A 15944-nucleotide genomic window follows, 5' to 3' on the forward strand; every position below is an offset into this window, starting at 1 on the left:
CAAGGCTCCCTTGAGAAATGGGAATGCCAAAGACATACTCTATAAAATGTTCCTGTTTACGCCATGTAAGATTACCCCCATAGCCAAGCCAGCCCACGATGCTACTTAATCGCGCCCCATAACGGAATCCTTCTTTAACTCCCAATGGAACAGGACTGTAATCTGACCATCCACAACTAGGACATTTATAGAATCCGCGACGATATTCCCTGATTTCTATGGGTTGGTCTACTACTTCAGCCACTTGCTGGACTTTTTCGGGAACTACTTCATCTCGTTCCACTGAACCCCCACAAACAGGACAGTTTTCTAGTTCTAAAGGGACTATCTTATCGGGCTGACCAAAACCATTACGGGTCTTCCCTGGGTGGTCATATTTTGGTCCGCGTTTAAATCCTTTTTTGCGTTTCTTTTTGTCAGAAGGCTTTTTTAGTGGGTCTGATGATGGGGGGACTGAACTGTTTTTTGAGTTACGGTTTTTTAGCTTATCTCTCTCTTCTTTCAATTTTTCAATTTCTTGCTGTTGTGTAGAGATTTGTTGTTGTTGCTGGTCAATCAGTCTTTGTTGAAGAGATAACTGTTGTTGTGCCTTGACTAGCCACTCAATCATGAAGACATTGTTCGCCAACTGTTCATCGGCGATAGCTCTAACTAGCTTTGAATCAATGGTAGCATTTGTGGTCATAACCCCCACTATACATAAAAATCCCCGATTTTACCTTTATGTTGTCAAGACAGATTCTTTATTGCGGTGAGCAATTACACTTAAAAAGTTTTCCTCTGGCAAGGTAAAACCTGCATTAACAAAAATATCATCGATTTGTCTCAGAACAAAATTGTCTACACAGAATTCTCTAAATTCTACTTTAATAAGGTTAAGTTGAGCAGTCAAAGTTTCTGTTGCCTGATTGAGAGTCATAAAAATAGCTTTTTTCTGATCATTTCCAATATAGCTATTTATTCTTACTGATGAGAAAATAGAATGTAAACCTTATCCATGAAATAATATTGGGTCAGACCTTTGGTAAACTAGAATTTGGCCACCGATCGCACCATACAAAAATAAAAATACTATGAAAATTTCCGTTAACTGGCTGCGGGAACTCGTTAACGTCACCCTCACCCCCGAAGCATTAGCCGATCTTTTGACTATCGCCGGGTTAGAAGTAGATGAGATCGAAGATCGTCGTCAATGGGCCGATGGGGTTGTGATCGGTAAAATTATCGACCGTCAACCTCACCCCAACGCCGATAAATTAAGCGTCTGTCAAGTGGATATTGGCGCAGAAACCCCCTCTACCATTGTTTGTGGGGCCCCCAACGCTAAAGCAGATATTTACGTTCCTGTCGCCACATTGGGAACCTATTTACCGAAAATTGACCTAAAAATTAAATCGGCCAAACTCAGAGGAGTTAAGTCGGAAGGGATGATCTGTTCCTTAGCAGAAGTGGGACTGGCCAAGGAATCAGCCGGAATTCACATTTTTGAGGAAGATAACCTACAATTAGGGGCAGATGCTCGACCATTTTTGGAATTAGATGATGTTATTTTAGATATCTCCCCCACTGCCAACCGGGCCGATGCTATGAGTATGATCGGTGTGGCCAGGGAAGTAGCAGCATTAACCGGAGGAGAGTTAAACCTTCCCCAACCTCCTGAAACTACTTTAAGCGATCCACAAACTTATCCTTTAACTGTAGAAGTCAGCGACGGAAATGCTTGTCCTACCTACATTGGAACCATTATAGAAGGAGTAAAAATTGCACCTTCTCCCGACTGGTTACAGCAACGTTTAGAAGCTGCTGGAGTTCGTCCCATTAATAATGTGGTGGATATTACTAACTTAGTCTTATTGGAATGGGGTCAACCTCTTCATGCTTTCGATCGCCAGAAGTTAGAAACCGTTGCAGGAAATAAAGATCATTTAACTGTAAGGGCACGCTTTGCTAAGGATACAGAAACCCTGAAAACCCTGGATGGCCAAGAAAGAAAGTTAAACCCAGTTAACCTACTGATTACTGCTAATGATACCCCTGTGGCCCTTGCTGGTGTTATGGGAGGGGAAGAAACAGAAGTTGCTGAGGAGACTCAAAATATCCTTTTAGAAGCAGCTTTATTTGAACAAGTTACCATCCGTCGATCATCTCGTAGTCAAAGTTTACGCAGCGAAGCATCGGCAAGGTATGAACGGGGAATTAATCAATCTGAGTTAGAATTAGCTTGTAGAAGGGCGATCGCTTTAATTACGGAGTTGGCAGGAGGAACCCCGGTAACTCAAAAAATGAGTGATCATCGTCCGGATCGATCTGCTGAATCTATAGAATTACGTTTAGATCGCATCCATCATGTATTAGGTCCCGTGGAAAAAGACGGACAACGGATCAATATTGCAGGAGAAGACGTAGAACGTATTTTAAGCGACTTAGGTTGTACTTTAACCCCAGTTTCAGGAGAAAATACAGTTTTGTCAGTAACTATTCCTTCTTATCGTTATCGTGACTTAGAACGAGAAATTGACCTGATAGAAGAAGTGGCCCGTCTCTATGGTTACGATCGCTTCTGTGATGAACTTCCTGATAAAACGGAAGCTGGTGGACTTTCTATTGAATATCAAACCCAACGGAAGGTAAGAGAGGTATTCCGAGGAGTTGGTTTAACAGAATTAGTACAATATTCTTTGGTTAAACCAGAAAAAGCAGAAGTATTCTTAAGTAACCCTTTATTTGCTGAATATTCCGCCCTGAGAACCAATCTTTTAGACGGTATCATCGACGCTTTTGCCTATAACCAGTCCCAAGGAAACGGCGCCTTAAATGGCTTTGAAATAGGACGTATTTTCCGCAAGATTGACGGAGAGATCGCTGAATGGGATAATATAGCTGGTATCATGGGGGGCGACTTATTACCCCAAGGTCGTTGGACGAGAAGCGGTAAAGCTAACCCCATGTCCTGGTTTGAAGCAAAAGGTATCCTAGAAAGGGTTTTTCAACGCTTAGGGGTATCGGTAGAGTATCGACAAGATAGTGAAGATGAAAGATTACAACCTGGAAGAACGGCCGCTTTATGGTTACAAGGGCAAAAATTGGGTATTTTTGGGCAAATTCATCCCCAACTGCGACAAGAAAAAGACTTAATGGATGAAGTGTATGCTTTTGAGTTAGACTTTCGTTGTTTATCGAAAGTTCTTAACCGAGATAGCTTATTAACCCCTCATTTCCAAAGTTATTCTAGTTATCCTGCGGTGGAAAGAGATTTAGCCTTTTTTGCTTCTCTTGATGTTCCCGTTGCTAACTTAACCAAAACCATGAATAAAGCAGGAGGGAAACTGTTAGCAGGGGTGGAATTATTTGACGATTATCAAGGGCAAAATGTTCCCGAAGGACAAAGAAGTTTAGCCTTTAGTTTAGCCTATCGTTCCGGCGATCGCACTTTAACCGATGAAGATGTTGAACCGGTTCATGACAAGATTCGCAAAGCATTAGTTAAACAGTTTGCTGTTACTTTGCGGAGTTAAAAACGGGGTTTAACTTCAATCTCAAAAATCTTTCCTTTACCTCAAACCACTTTAACTTAGGACAAAGTTAGGGTGGTTTTAAAAATGAGACAGTTTTAACTAAATTGAAAATAATTACTTTCAATATGGCAATAATTTTCCCATTATAAGGACTTTTAACCGAGTAATATATTCAAAAGTATAACTTCTCTTGAAAATCTAAAACAAATAGCTACAATATAACTACTCGTAAATTTATTTAAGTAAAAATAATGATCAAATCTTTTACACTAGTGCAGCTTGGCGAAAGTAATCCACCAGATTTTTACAGAAACTTTCGTGACCAGCCACGACAATGTGTTTCAATGAAACTAACGGAAGAATCTCGAAGTTGATGTCCATGATAAAAGCATTGCCAATTAACCTCTCCAACCTACAGAAAACAGTACTCCAACAAATAGTGAGAGGGACAACAAACCCCTATCGCCTTGTTAGACGAGCCAAGCTAATCTTAGCCGCAGCATCAGGAGAGAGCAATAGTTCGATTAGTCGAAGATTAGAATTAGACCGAGTACAAGTGCGTCAGTGGCGATCGCGATGGTTTGAGGAGAGAGAAAAACTGAGTGCCGCCGAAGAACAACAGGTAACGGAGAAAGCATTAATGGTCTTGATCAAAGGAATTTTAAGCGATCGCCCAAGACCTGGAACAACAAAATCCTTTACGGTCGAACAAGTAGTCCAGATTGTAGCGATCGCTTGTGAAGAATGTGAAAAATCAGACAGACCAGTGAGCCATTGGACACCTTCAGAGTTGGCGGATGAAGCCATAAAAAGAGGAATTGTCGAAAAGATTTCCCCCCGTAGTGTGGGGCGTTTTTTAAAAAGAAGCGACATTACAACCACATCTCGTTCGTTACTGGTTAAATGCCAAAATTGATGATCCCTTAAAATTTAAAAAGCAAGTCAAATATATCTGTGAACTTCATCAAGAAGCTAAAACTTTGTTAGAACAAGGAATTCATTTAATTAGTACAGATGAAATGACAGGGATTCAAGCTCTTGAGAGATTATTTCCGAACAAAAGAATCAAGCCTAAACAAGTAGAAAAAATCGAATTTGAATATGAAAGACACGGAACTTTAAGCTTGATTGCGAACTGGGATGTGGCAAGAGGAAAAGTTGTTAGTCCCTCTATTGGACCGACAAGAACAGAACAAGATTTTTCTGAACATATCCAGAGAACGATTAAGATTGATGAAAAAGCAGAATGGATTTTTATTGTAGATCAACTCAACACTCATAAATCGGAAAGCTTAGTCAAATTAGTAGCAGAAAGCTGTGGAATTACTATTGATTTGGGGAGAAAAGGAAAGGAGGGGATTTTGCAATCTATGGACAGCAGAGCAGATTTTTTATCAGATGAATCTCATCGAATTCGCTTTGTTTATATTCCCAAACATACATCGTGGCTTAATCAAATTGAGTGTTGGTTTTCGATCTTAGTCAGGCGTTTACTCAAAAGAATTACTGTCCGTTCAACTGAAGAACTATCCCAAAAAATTCTCAATTTTATTGATTACTTTAATCAACATTTTGCTAAGCCGTTCGTTTGGAAATTTAAGGGCTTTAAAGATCATAAGTGACTGGTGGATTATTTTTGCTAAGCTGCACTAGTGCTTCATTTAGATCGGGATTAGGATTTTCATATCTTAAACAAGGTAGAAAAAAGAAGGCGTATCAGGAATTTTTATATGCTGAAATGAATGATTTATCATCATGGGAGCAAACAGTAGAAAATTTATTCAATATAGACGGAAATCATTATAGTGGACTATGGGAAGGACACTTAATGGGGACAGTTGATTCATTATTTACTGAAGGATTAATGGAATTAAGACTTGACGAAAAACAATACATAGATGCTTTAGAGGTTGCCGAATATGGACGCACTCGTGTTCTGTCTTATTCTATCAGCAAAGATCAAAAATCATCTATAAATATTGATGAAATAAAAGCTATTGCCAAAGAACAAAATGCAACATTAGTCAAATACTCTACCCCTAAAAGTCTTAGCCTAGATAAAGAATACGAACCAAAAGTATATATCTGGGTAGTTAAACCAACGGGAGAAGTTCACTTTGCTAACGTTAATCTCAACCAAAAAAATCAGTTTCTGGTGCTAATCTTCCCATTATTCCTATCCTTATCCTCATCATCGGTACAGGTTTAACAGTATATTTCCTCCGTAACCGAAAACCCTATTTAATCGCAGGACTAACCCTAACAGCTATTGCAACAGCAACAACCATCTTTATCCCCCAAAATAATCCCGTTGCTACCAACGTTAACTATAATATTGATGGTTCCATTGCCGATCTTTCTAATAATACCTTTGCCACAGTTAGAGGAAGAAATAGCCAAGAAGTTACCGAAAACTTAAAAGAAGGAACCTGTCATAAAGATGACGACTGTTTACAACAACTGCACAAAATATTAATCGATCCCATCGCCAAACATTTACCCAGCAACCCAGAGGAAGAAATCGTTATTATTCCAGACGGGGAACTCTTTAAAGTTCCTTTTGCTGCACTAAAAAACAACAATAATCAATACCTCATTGAAAATCATACCCTGAGAGTTGCCCCCTCCATCCAACTATTAAAATTTACCGCCCAACAACAAGCCAAACAAACCCCTAAAACTTCTCAAACAGCCTTAATTGTTGGCAACCCAGAAATGCCTAGAGGTAACAATAATCAACGTCTTGCTGCCTTACCAGGAACCCAACAAGAAGCTTATGCGATCGCCGAATTATTGGACACAACTCCCCTTATTGGAGAAAGGGCAACGGAATGGCGGGTTAAAAACAATATAGAAGATGCAGACATCATCCACCTTGCCACTCATGGAGATCCCACAAGCTTAGTGTTTGCCTCTTCCAGCAGCAATGACGGCTTTTTACGAGATGGAGAAATCTACGGCTTGGATCTACAAGCGAATTTAGTGGTTTTAAGCGCGTGTGAGACAGGTTTAGGAGAAATCACCAGTGATGGTATTGTGGGCATTTCTCGCCCCTTCATCGCTGCCGGAGTCCCCAGTGTGGTAATGTCCTTATGGTTGGTTCCGGATGCAGCAACCTCTGAATTAATGATCGACTTCCATAAAAACTTACAAACAGGACAAAATAAAGCCCAAGCCTTACGCCAAGCCATGTTAAGCACCATGAAAACTAACCCCGATCCCGTCAACTGGGCCGGTTTTATCCTTGTCGGTGAATCAGATCCCATCCAGTAGGTTAGTGTAGGGTGGGTTAGACGGCCATAATTTAGGTTGTAACGAGAACATAAAAATCCGTCGTAACCCACCGTTTCATTTAAAATTATTCAGTCATGCCATGATTACCACAGAAACTAAAATAATAACCGATAGTTGGATTAATCTAGCTTGGGATGAATTTTCACAATTATGGGATGATTCATCCTACGAAAAAGCCAAGTTTTATTATTACAACCAAAAAGCAAGAATTGAAATTACACCATTAGGAAATGATCACTCAAAAGACCACTCTATTATTAATTATGCTATTCACATCTATGCTGCAATAAAAAATATCCCTTTAAATGGTCATGATGCTTGTAGTTATCGTAAAATAGGAGTCAAAGAAGCACAACCTGACTTATCTTTTTATATTGGAAATAATGCTGATATTATTCCTTATGGCACTGGTGTTATTGACTTAACTATCTATCCATCCCCCAATCTAGTTATTGAAGTCGCTAATACTTCCCTTGCCGATGATAAAGGAGAAAAACGTCTTTTATATGAAGATTTTGGAGTAGAAGAGTATTGGATAGTTGATGTAAAAAATATCAATATTATTGCTTTCAAAATAGAAGATAAAGGCAGTAAAAGAATTACCCAATCTCAAATATTACCTAACTTAGAAATAGATATTTTAGTTCAAGCTTTACAAAAAAGTAGAGAAAAGAATCACTCAGAAGTCAGTCGCTGGTTACTTCAAACATTTCAATCGAATTAAAACAATCATATAGCAGTTCCCATCCTTGTGAGGTACAGTATTTTTTAGCTTTAGGCAACAGGCAACAGGCAACAGGCAACAGGTAGGAATTTGGAGTGTACCTCATGAGTCCGAGAAACGCTATAAATAGGTTAGCTGCAATGATCCACCAGGTCAACTTTTATGATATACTGTTTTATAATGGGAAATAGAGTTTTTTTGTTTTGATAAGGCTATATTTCTATTATTAATCTTCATTATTAATTTTTACACAAACTTTTCTAAAAAGCAAGTCTTTTAGTAACACAGTCTAGAAGACTGTACAAAGCCTGATAAAAAAGCCCTAACCATCTTAAGATTTTAATAAGATTGTCGGGATCGTTTGATGAGATAATAGTTAAGTATGAATTAGTTTTGATAGTTTAACTCGCTTTTTCTCTAATTGTATGACTAAGTTTTCTCCTGAAAGTGCAGCCGTTCAACAACTATATAATACCTATCCTTTTCCCCCGGAACCTTTATTAGATGAACCCCCTCCAGGATATAATTGGCGATGGAATTGGATCGCTGCCTATAACTTTTGTACAGGGAGAAAACCAGAAAGAGAAAACATCCGTATTTTAGACGCAGGATGTGGTACAGGAGTGGGAACAGAATACTTGATATTATTAAATCCTCACGCTGAAATTGTGGGGGTTGATATTAGTGAAAAAGCTCTAGAAATTGCTCAAAAACGATCTCAACAATCAGGAGTTGCAACTAACCATAATCATCCCATTTCTTTCCATCATTTACCCCTAGAAAATGCCGATCAAATTGAGGGTGAATTTGACTTAATTAACTGTGTGGGAGTGTTGCACCATTTACCCGATCCCATGGCAGGAATTAAAGCATTATCCAAAAAATTAGCCCCTGGTGGAATATTTCATATTTTTGTCTATGCAGAGTTAGGAAGATGGGAAATTCAACTGATGCAAAAAGCTATTTCTCTCCTACAAACTGAAACCAAAGGGGACTATAAAGATGGGGTTTTTGTGGGTAGAAAAATATTTGATTCTTTACCAGAAAATAACCGACTTGTCAAGCGAGAAAAAGAAAAATGGTGTTTAGAAAACCATCGGGATGAATCCTTTGCGGATATGTATGTTCACCCCCAAGAAACTGATTATAATATTGATACTTTGTTTGAATTAATCGAAGCATCGGGATTAGAATTTATTGGCTTTTCTAACCCCCAATATTGGGACTTAAAAAGGTTAATTGGAGAGTCAGAAGACTTGATGAAAAGGGGGGAAAAATTAAGCGATCGCCAACGATATAGACTGACTGAATTACTCGATCCAGAGAACATTACTCATTACGAATTTTTCTTAGGAAAACCTCCTTTAGTTAAGATAGATTGGTCAGAGGATGAAACCTTATTATCTGCTATTGCTGAAGTTCATCCTTGTTCCTACGGTTGGCCTAGTCAAAGTTTCTTGAATTATGATTATCAACAAGTTAGTTTAAGTGATGCTGAATATAATTTTATGCAAGGTTGTGACGGAAAATTAAAGGTTAAAGACATTTTAAACCAGGTTTCTGCCGACTTAGAAATGGTGCGATCGCTGCAACAAAAACAGTTAATTATTCTAACTCCAAATAGTAATTAATTTGAATATTTTTTGACCATAGGGTTTTCTATTGCTTTTGATAGTGTAAAATTTCGTTAGCCACGCGATCGCAAACCCCAACTTCTCCCAAAAGGGTACGCATTTCTTCATAGTCGGTGAAGGTTTTTTGACGACGTTTAGGGTTTAATAATAAGTCTACCGATTCATCCACAATGCGGTCAATAGTTGCTTCTTCTTGTAACAATTCTGGCACAATTTCGTCCATAACAACTAAATTAGGAGGAGACATAAAAGGAATAGAAAACTTAAGAATATTCCGAGCGATCCACATAGTTAAAGGATTAACCAAACAGAGGACTAATTGAGGAATATCTAATAAAGCCAATTCTAAATTAACCGTTCCCGATTTAGCAATAGCAAAATCAGCAGCGGCCATAACTTCTATAGCTCGTCCATCAAACAAAGTAATAGATAAATCGTATTGTTTAACCATTTCTTCGATGGTGTCACGATATTCTTGTAAAGAAACAGGCAAGAGAAAATGAAGATCAGGAACCCTCTCTTGTATTTTCTGTGCGGCCTTACAAATTAACGGTAAATGATACTTTAACTCTTGGTAACGAGAAGCAGGAAATAACCCAATCACAGGCTGATCTTCTTTTATTCCCAACGCTTGACGGGTAGCTTCTCTAGTAGGGGCCTCAGCCATTCTATCCAATAAAGGATGACCCACCCATTTAACATTTACACCTTTTTTCTCAAAAAATCTCGCTTCTTCAGGAAAAATAGCCAATAAAATATCAGTAATTTCCGCAAATTGTTCAATGGTTTTATTATTGGGGGCCCAAACCCAAGATTGAGGGGCAATATAATAAATAATGGGAACATGGGGTAAATATTTACGGGCATATTTGCCAAAAGCCACATTGGGACCCATATAATCCAACAAAATTAACACATCTGGAGGATTATCCCGTAAATAAGTTTTAACTCGACGCTGCATTAACCAAGTAGGAATAATAAAAGGTAAAGCCTCAACAATACCAATAGAGCCAATACTAGCGGTATTTCCCAATAACTTCGCCCCGGCCGCCGCCATGCGATCGCCCCCCAAGGCCAAAATTTCTAAAGGAATATTTTGTTGCTCTGCTTGTCGATAGAGTGCCTCCACCAACATTGATCCTTGTAAGTCCCCTGAAACTTCTCCTGTACTGATAAAAATCTGCATAACTTCTTCTGTAAGCGTATAACTATGGATGGATGATGGATTAATTCAGCTTTTAATCTCTGTTTTCAAGAAAAACAGCCTTAAATTTTGATGTTTTATTTATTCCCTGGAATAGGGCCCCGTCGTTGTTCTCCTGTACTGGACAGTTGCAGAAAATGACGTAAATATTGGCTGTATTGGTTGTTATCGAAGTTGGCTAACTCTTCTAGGGCCCGTTGTAAGGTGAGATCAGAACGGTACAAGAGACGAAACGCCTTTTTTAGATACCCTATATCTTCCGTGGTGAGTCCCGCCCGTTTTAACCCCAATAAATTGAGCGATCGCACTCTTGAGGGGTTGCCTTCGATCATCATAAAGGGAGGGGCATCACGATCAATACGACTCATACCCCCTAACATGGCATTACGGCCAATGTGGACGAACTGATGAACCCCCAAAGCACCGCCAATAACGGCCCTAGACTCGATATGAACATGGCCAGCTAAAGCAACGGCATTAGCAATGACGAGATGATCTTCAAGGACACAGTTATGGGCAACATGAACATAAGCCATCAATAGATTATTATTGCCAATTTCGGTGAGTTCATCGGCTTCTGTGGCACGGTTAATGGTGACAAACTCACGGATAGTATTACCGTCACCTATTTTTAGACCACTGGGAACCCCTTTATATTTAAGATCCTGGGGTTCTAAACCAATCACTGCACTGGGAAAAATACGGTTATTTTTGCCAATTTCTGTGGGTCCTTCGATCACCACATGGGGTCCAATGGTCGTTTGTGCGCCTATTTTCACCTGATCACCAATGACAGCATAGGGGCCTACTTCCACTGTGGGATTAATTTGTGCATTCGGATGAATGACAGCAGTAGGATGTATTAGCGTAGTCAACGGGTTATCTCCCTTTGGATAGGTCAGCATAGAATTTAGTTATAGGGTACACAATAAAGCTTTTTTAGGGAACAGGGAAAGGAGAATTGGGGACAATTAATGTATGATGACGTAAATTCTTGATTTTGGGTTCTGCTTAGGAGTAACTGCTTTAGTTATCGGTTGACCAAAGTTTGATCCACAATAACTAACAACTAATCTTTCTTGGTAAGGTTTCATGAATTCAACCTGGGATCTCATTACCCTCTCTTACTTTTCACCGAAAACCTGGCTCAACGCCAGTTATCTCTACCGTGTAGTCGGTTTATTGTCTCCTTGGCGATCTTCTAGCTTTTTATTACGGTTTGGTGAGGCGATCGGCGCTTTATTAATTAGTCTTATTTTTATTTTTGGTCCGTTTATTACTACCGGTTTGCTCGGGGTTTGGTTAATTGCTATTACAGGTTATTGGGGCATTTTAACTTTATCTGATACGGAAAAAACTGGGTTTAGTCCTATTCATTTATTTGTATTTCTTTATTGGGGAGTTTCTGCTGTTGCGGTGGCCTTATCTCCTGTCAAAGCTGCCGCTTTTTCGGGGTTGATTAAGTTAACTTTGTATTTGGTATTCTTTGTATTTTGTGCCAGAATTTTGCGATCGCCTCGGTTAACCAATTGGTTGATTACGGTGGTTTTAGGTATTGGTTTAGTAGTAGGTTCTTATGGTATCAGACAACAAATTTTTGGGGTGGAACAATTGGCTACCTGGAACGATCCTACCTCAGAATTAGCTGGTGCTACTAGGGTTTATAGTTATTTGGGTAATCCTAATTTATTATCTGCTTATCTCTTACCTGCGATCGCTTTGGGTGTTGCTGCTTTTTTTGTTTGGCAAGGTTTAGTACCTAAACTTTTAGCGATTACTATTACTTTGGTTAATACTGCCTGTCTTTATTTTACAGGAAGTCGTGGCGGTTGGATCGCAATGATTGCTTTGGTAGGAGCATTTTTGTTACTATTTTTTGTTTGGTTTAAAAACAATTTATCCCCGTTTTGGCGTAAGTGGTTATTACCTTTAGTATTTGGCATCTTAGGTGGTTTAATGTTCGCTGCTATTATGTCTGTTGACTCTTTAAGAATCAGGGTTATGAGTATCTTTGTGGGGAGACAAGATAGTAGTAATAATTTTCGCATTAATGTTTGGATGGCGGTATTAGATATGATTCGCGATCGCCCTTTGATTGGTATTGGTCCGGGGAATGCTGCTTTTAATAAGATTTATCCTCTTTATATGAGTCCTAAATATAGTGCCTTAAGTGCTTATTCTGTCTTGTTAGAAACAGCAGTGGAAACTGGTTTAATTGGTTTAAGTATTTTTGTCTGGTTACTGGTTATTACCGTTAATCAAGGTGTACAACAAATTCAACGGTTACGGGATAAAAATAATCCTGCTGGTATGTGGTTAATAGCTGCGATCGCTGCTATGGCCGGATTAATGGCCCAAGGGTTGTTTGATACGGTTTGGTATCGTCCCCAAGTTAATACTTTATGGTGGTTTATGGTTGCTTTAGTCGCTAGTCAATACCAACCGCTTAACAATGAACAATGAACATTTAATTAAATTATGAACAGCGAAGAATTAGCCCGATATATCGAAGAAACAGACAAAATATCACAACCCTGGTTGTTGATACAGTTGAGACTCAAAAAATTAGCAGAAAATCGTCATAATCTCTCATCTGAGGAGTATTTAGAAAAATTATCTGAGTTACACCAAGAATTAATGAAATTGGGAGAATGGTGGGTAGGAATTGAGGATGATGTATTTAAACCCTAGTATAGTTCTAAAATACTCCTAAATTACTCTAATATAGATTATTTTAGATGATTTACATTGTTTTTAATTACTTGTCATTTCCTCGATTCAGGGTTATCTTAAGATAATATAAAGATTCGTAACGACTCCAGGATCTCCCAATCTTGAAATAATACTTTTCGTCAATTCTATTGTTAACATTTTCAAAAATAGTAATGAAATCTTCTTATCTGCTAACTAATCTACTCTTGTCCACAGGGACAGTTTTAATGTTACATCAACCAGCAAATGCTACTCTAAGCAGTAACCTGACGGTTGAGGTTGAGGGTTTAAGCAACACCAAAGGACAAGTCTGCTTTAGTCTCTTTTCCAGTGGAAAAGGGTTTCCCAATAGTAAAGATGACGCGGTTAACACCCAATGTGTTAAAGTCACCGATAAATTATTAGAAGTCACGTTTGATAATTTAGAACCGAAAACCTACGCAGTGGCCGTTTTCTGGGACGATAATGAAGATGAGGAACTTAATCGCAATTTTCTAGGAATTCCTACGGAAAAATTCGGCTTTTCTAGTAACCCAGTCATTACAACCGGCCCCCCTAAGTTCGGTGAATCAGCGATTTTAGTAGTAGGTAAAAATACTCGAATTTCTATCCAATTACGCTCTCTACTGTAAATTCCTAACATATAAACTCTCAAAACAACCATAACTTATGGTTGTTTTTTTATGTATTAAATTTTCCTTATTAAATAGGGGTCAACCCTAAAAATTACTTTACACTCAACAAGTTAACAGAGACCCTAAAGGTTAACTAAAAACAGTAACTTTTTATACAAATAATGAATTATTTAACTCGTATTTGCTTAGGAATTTCTTTCGCGTTGATTCCCTTAATACCTCGACCTGTTTTAAGTGCAGAAACTCTATATTTTATTTATGGTCCGTTAAAGTTTCCTTTGTCTGTGGAGTCTTTAGAAATTTATGCTGAGGAAGGAAGAATTACCAAAGAGTTTGCATTTTTTGCCAGTCAATTTGATGAAAAAAACTTAACGGAATTACGAGAAACTTTACGAAAAAGACACAAAATAAATGGAGTGAAGTTTTCTAGATTATTGAAAACTCCGCTGATGGAAGACTTATTAAAAAGTATGGGAGAAATATTTAGTACCCATCCGAATCATAACGGATTTTATGCCATTCGTGGAGCGTTAATTTCAGCAGCGATTAATCAACCAGAAGAAGGATGGACAGCGATCGATATTATGAAAGCATTTCCCACAGAAGGAATGTCTATTGATACAGAACTTGCTACAAAAATGATGCAAAATAGTCAATTTTAAAGGAATTTATCATGAAAAGAAGACAGTTTTTAATTCAATCATCCCTAGCAGCGATGACAGCGATCGCTTCCCATCAACTACCTAGTCAATCGACTCCTATTTATAAACAGTATAAATCCTATAAAAGTTGGAAGAGTAATAATATTTTTTTACAGGGAATTAATGCACCTGTGTTTGAAGAAGTGGAGATTACTAATTTTAAAATATCGGGTAATATTCCTAAAGAATTAGAGGGAATGTATGTTAGAAATGGACCTAACCCAATGTTTAAACCAGAATCTTATAGTTATCCTATTGAGGGAGATGGGATGTTGCACGGGGTTTATTTTAACAAGGGAGAAGTGATTTATAAAAACCGTTGGATTCAAACCAGTGGCCTTGCTTATGAAATGTTTGAAGGACAACAATTAACAGAATTAAAGTTTAAAAATTATGCTAATACTAACATTATTTCTCATGGAAATAAACTATTAGCATTATACGAGATCGGTTTACCTTATGAAGTCAATAAAAATTTAGAAACCATAGGAGAATGGGATTTTAACCATGAATTAGAACAAGCAATGACCGCCCATCCCAAAATTGATCCTAACACGGGAGAATTGCATTTTTATCGTTATTCTTTTTTCAATACCCCTTATTTACATTATTATGTTGCCGATAGGAATCATAATATAATTAGAGAATTGGCCATTGATATTCCGCAACCAACTATGATTCATGATATGGCAATCACTGAAAATTATATTATCTTTGTTAACTGTCCATTGGTGTTTAGTATGACCAATGCTAGAAATAATAGTATTCCTTTTGTTTGGCAAGAAGAAGAAGGAACAACGATTATTTTAGTAGATCGACATAATTTTGCTAAAAAACCCATTTATCTAAAAACCGATGCTTTTTGGACTTGGCATTTTCTGAATAGTTTTGAAACCGATAATCAAATATTTATAGATTTTATAGCTTATCCTAAAATACAGGCAGAAAATAACTGGGAAACTATGTTAACTCATAAATCTAATCTGCGAAGATTAACTATAAATTTACAAACCCATGGAATGGAATTTGAAGATTTAGATGATCGCTTTGTGGAATTACCTGCTATTAATCAAAATTATCTAGGCAAAAATTACCAGTTTGGTTATACATCTTATTACGATATTGAATTATCGTCTCGCAAAAAAATTCCTAATCTATCACCCTCTCTTGTGCAGTATGATCTAGTGAAGAAAACTAATAAAATCCATCAATTTAAACCAGGATGTTATGGAGGTGAAGCAGCGTTTATTCCCAGTACAAAGGGTCAATCCGAATTAGATGGTTATGTAGTTACTTTTGTTTATAATGAAAATACTAATACCAGTGATTTTGTAATTATTGATCCAAAAAACTTTGAATCTGACCCCATAGCGACGGTTCATTTACCAGTTCGTGTTCCTGGTGGTTTTCATGGTAATTGGATTGCTAATTTATAGCAGTCAATAAAATGATTTGCTCACAAATAAAACAAAAGGGAAAAGATGAGAAATCTTTTCCCTGAAAACTGAAAGGATATTTAATTAAT

General features: G+C 37.8%; 15 protein-coding genes and 1 pseudogene. 12 read left to right on the top strand and 4 right to left on the bottom strand.

Translation table 11 applies throughout. The features are described 5' to 3' along the window. Both CWATDRAFT_RS13010 and CWATDRAFT_RS13015 read right to left on the bottom strand, forming a co-directional pair. Positions 1-694, bottom strand: a pseudogene (locus CWATDRAFT_RS13010) (IS66-like element ISCwa4 family transposase); the annotation flags it as partial. A 27-nt stretch (positions 695-721) separates the two neighbouring features. Continuing rightward, the gene (locus tag CWATDRAFT_RS13015; protein ID WP_042711493.1) at positions 722-919 is read right to left on the bottom strand and encodes a hypothetical protein; all 198 of its coding nucleotides are present in this window, start codon (positions 917-919) and stop codon (positions 722-724) included. A 154-nt stretch (positions 920-1073) separates the two neighbouring features. Between CWATDRAFT_RS13015 and pheT the strand changes: the two genes are divergently transcribed. From pheT to CWATDRAFT_RS13050, 7 genes are all read left to right on the top strand, one after another. Further along, the gene (gene pheT / locus CWATDRAFT_RS13020) at positions 1074-3515 is read left to right on the top strand and encodes a phenylalanine--tRNA ligase subunit beta (RefSeq protein WP_007305457.1); all 2442 of its coding nucleotides are present in this window, start codon (positions 1074-1076) and stop codon (positions 3513-3515) included. A 334-nt stretch (positions 3516-3849) separates the two neighbouring features. Continuing rightward, a complete protein-coding gene (locus CWATDRAFT_RS13025; protein WP_007303150.1) occupies positions 3850-4431 on the top strand; it encodes a helix-turn-helix domain-containing protein in 582 nt (193 codons plus the stop codon). 64 nt (positions 4432-4495) lie between these two features. Beyond that, the gene (locus CWATDRAFT_RS13030; protein ID WP_007303151.1) at positions 4496-5137 is read left to right on the top strand and encodes a transposase; all 642 of its coding nucleotides are present in this window, start codon (positions 4496-4498) and stop codon (positions 5135-5137) included. Beyond that, positions 5134-5724 (top strand): hypothetical protein, encoded by a 591-nt coding sequence (locus CWATDRAFT_RS13035; protein WP_042711494.1) that lies wholly within the window; start codon positions 5134-5136, stop codon positions 5722-5724. Before CWATDRAFT_RS13030 ends, CWATDRAFT_RS13035 begins: the two co-directional genes overlap by 4 nt. Positions 5725-5861: 137 nt before the next feature. Next, positions 5862-6788: a CHAT domain-containing protein gene (locus CWATDRAFT_RS35835; protein ID WP_268742293.1), complete on the top strand. Its 927-nt coding sequence runs from the start codon at positions 5862-5864 to the stop codon at positions 6786-6788. A gap of 100 nt (positions 6789-6888) precedes the next feature. After that, positions 6889-7533 (top strand): Uma2 family endonuclease, encoded by a 645-nt coding sequence (locus CWATDRAFT_RS13045; protein WP_007305460.1) that lies wholly within the window; start codon positions 6889-6891, stop codon positions 7531-7533. A gap of 425 nt (positions 7534-7958) precedes the next feature. Next, entirely contained in the window at positions 7959-9164 is a 1206-nt protein-coding gene (locus tag CWATDRAFT_RS13050; RefSeq protein WP_007305461.1) for a class I SAM-dependent methyltransferase, read from the top strand. Positions 9165-9192: 28 nt separating this feature from the next. Here the strand turns inward: CWATDRAFT_RS13050 and lpxB are convergent, their stop codons facing one another. Beyond that, positions 9193-10353: a lipid-A-disaccharide synthase gene (gene lpxB / locus CWATDRAFT_RS13055; protein ID WP_007305489.1), complete on the bottom strand. Its 1161-nt coding sequence runs from the start codon at positions 10351-10353 to the stop codon at positions 9193-9195. 95 nt (positions 10354-10448) lie between these two features. Further along, positions 10449-11276, bottom strand: coding sequence for an acyl-ACP--UDP-N-acetylglucosamine O-acyltransferase (gene lpxA, locus CWATDRAFT_RS13060; RefSeq protein ID WP_007305488.1), 828 nt, complete (start codon positions 11274-11276; stop codon positions 10449-10451). Positions 11277-11463: 187 nt separating this feature from the next. On the opposite strand from lpxA, the gene CWATDRAFT_RS13065 reads away from it, so the two are divergent. From CWATDRAFT_RS13065 to CWATDRAFT_RS13085, 5 genes are all read left to right on the top strand, one after another. Further along, positions 11464-12834 (top strand): IctB family putative bicarbonate transporter, encoded by a 1371-nt coding sequence (locus CWATDRAFT_RS13065; RefSeq protein ID WP_007305462.1) that lies wholly within the window; start codon positions 11464-11466, stop codon positions 12832-12834. 15 nt (positions 12835-12849) lie between these two features. After that, positions 12850-13062 carry a hypothetical protein gene (locus tag CWATDRAFT_RS13070; RefSeq protein ID WP_007305463.1) on the top strand — a complete coding sequence of 71 codons (213 nt, stop codon included), beginning with the start codon at positions 12850-12852 and terminating at the stop codon, positions 13060-13062. Positions 13063-13310: 248 nt separating this feature from the next. After that, the gene (locus tag CWATDRAFT_RS13075) at positions 13311-13715 is read left to right on the top strand and encodes a DUF2141 domain-containing protein (RefSeq protein ID WP_007309436.1); all 405 of its coding nucleotides are present in this window, start codon (positions 13311-13313) and stop codon (positions 13713-13715) included. 164 nt (positions 13716-13879) lie between these two features. Continuing rightward, a complete protein-coding gene (locus CWATDRAFT_RS13080) occupies positions 13880-14380 on the top strand; it encodes an alpha/beta hydrolase (protein WP_007305465.1) in 501 nt (166 codons plus the stop codon). An 11-nt stretch (positions 14381-14391) separates the two neighbouring features. Continuing rightward, positions 14392-15855, top strand: coding sequence for a carotenoid oxygenase family protein (locus CWATDRAFT_RS13085; protein WP_007305466.1), 1464 nt, complete (start codon positions 14392-14394; stop codon positions 15853-15855). Positions 15856-15944: the final 89 nt, after the last annotated feature.

Origin of the sequence: Crocosphaera watsonii WH 8501 (assembly GCF_000167195.1) — a bacterium.
In the GTDB taxonomy this organism is placed as follows: Bacteria; Cyanobacteriota; Cyanobacteriia; order Cyanobacteriales; family Microcystaceae; genus Crocosphaera; species Crocosphaera watsonii.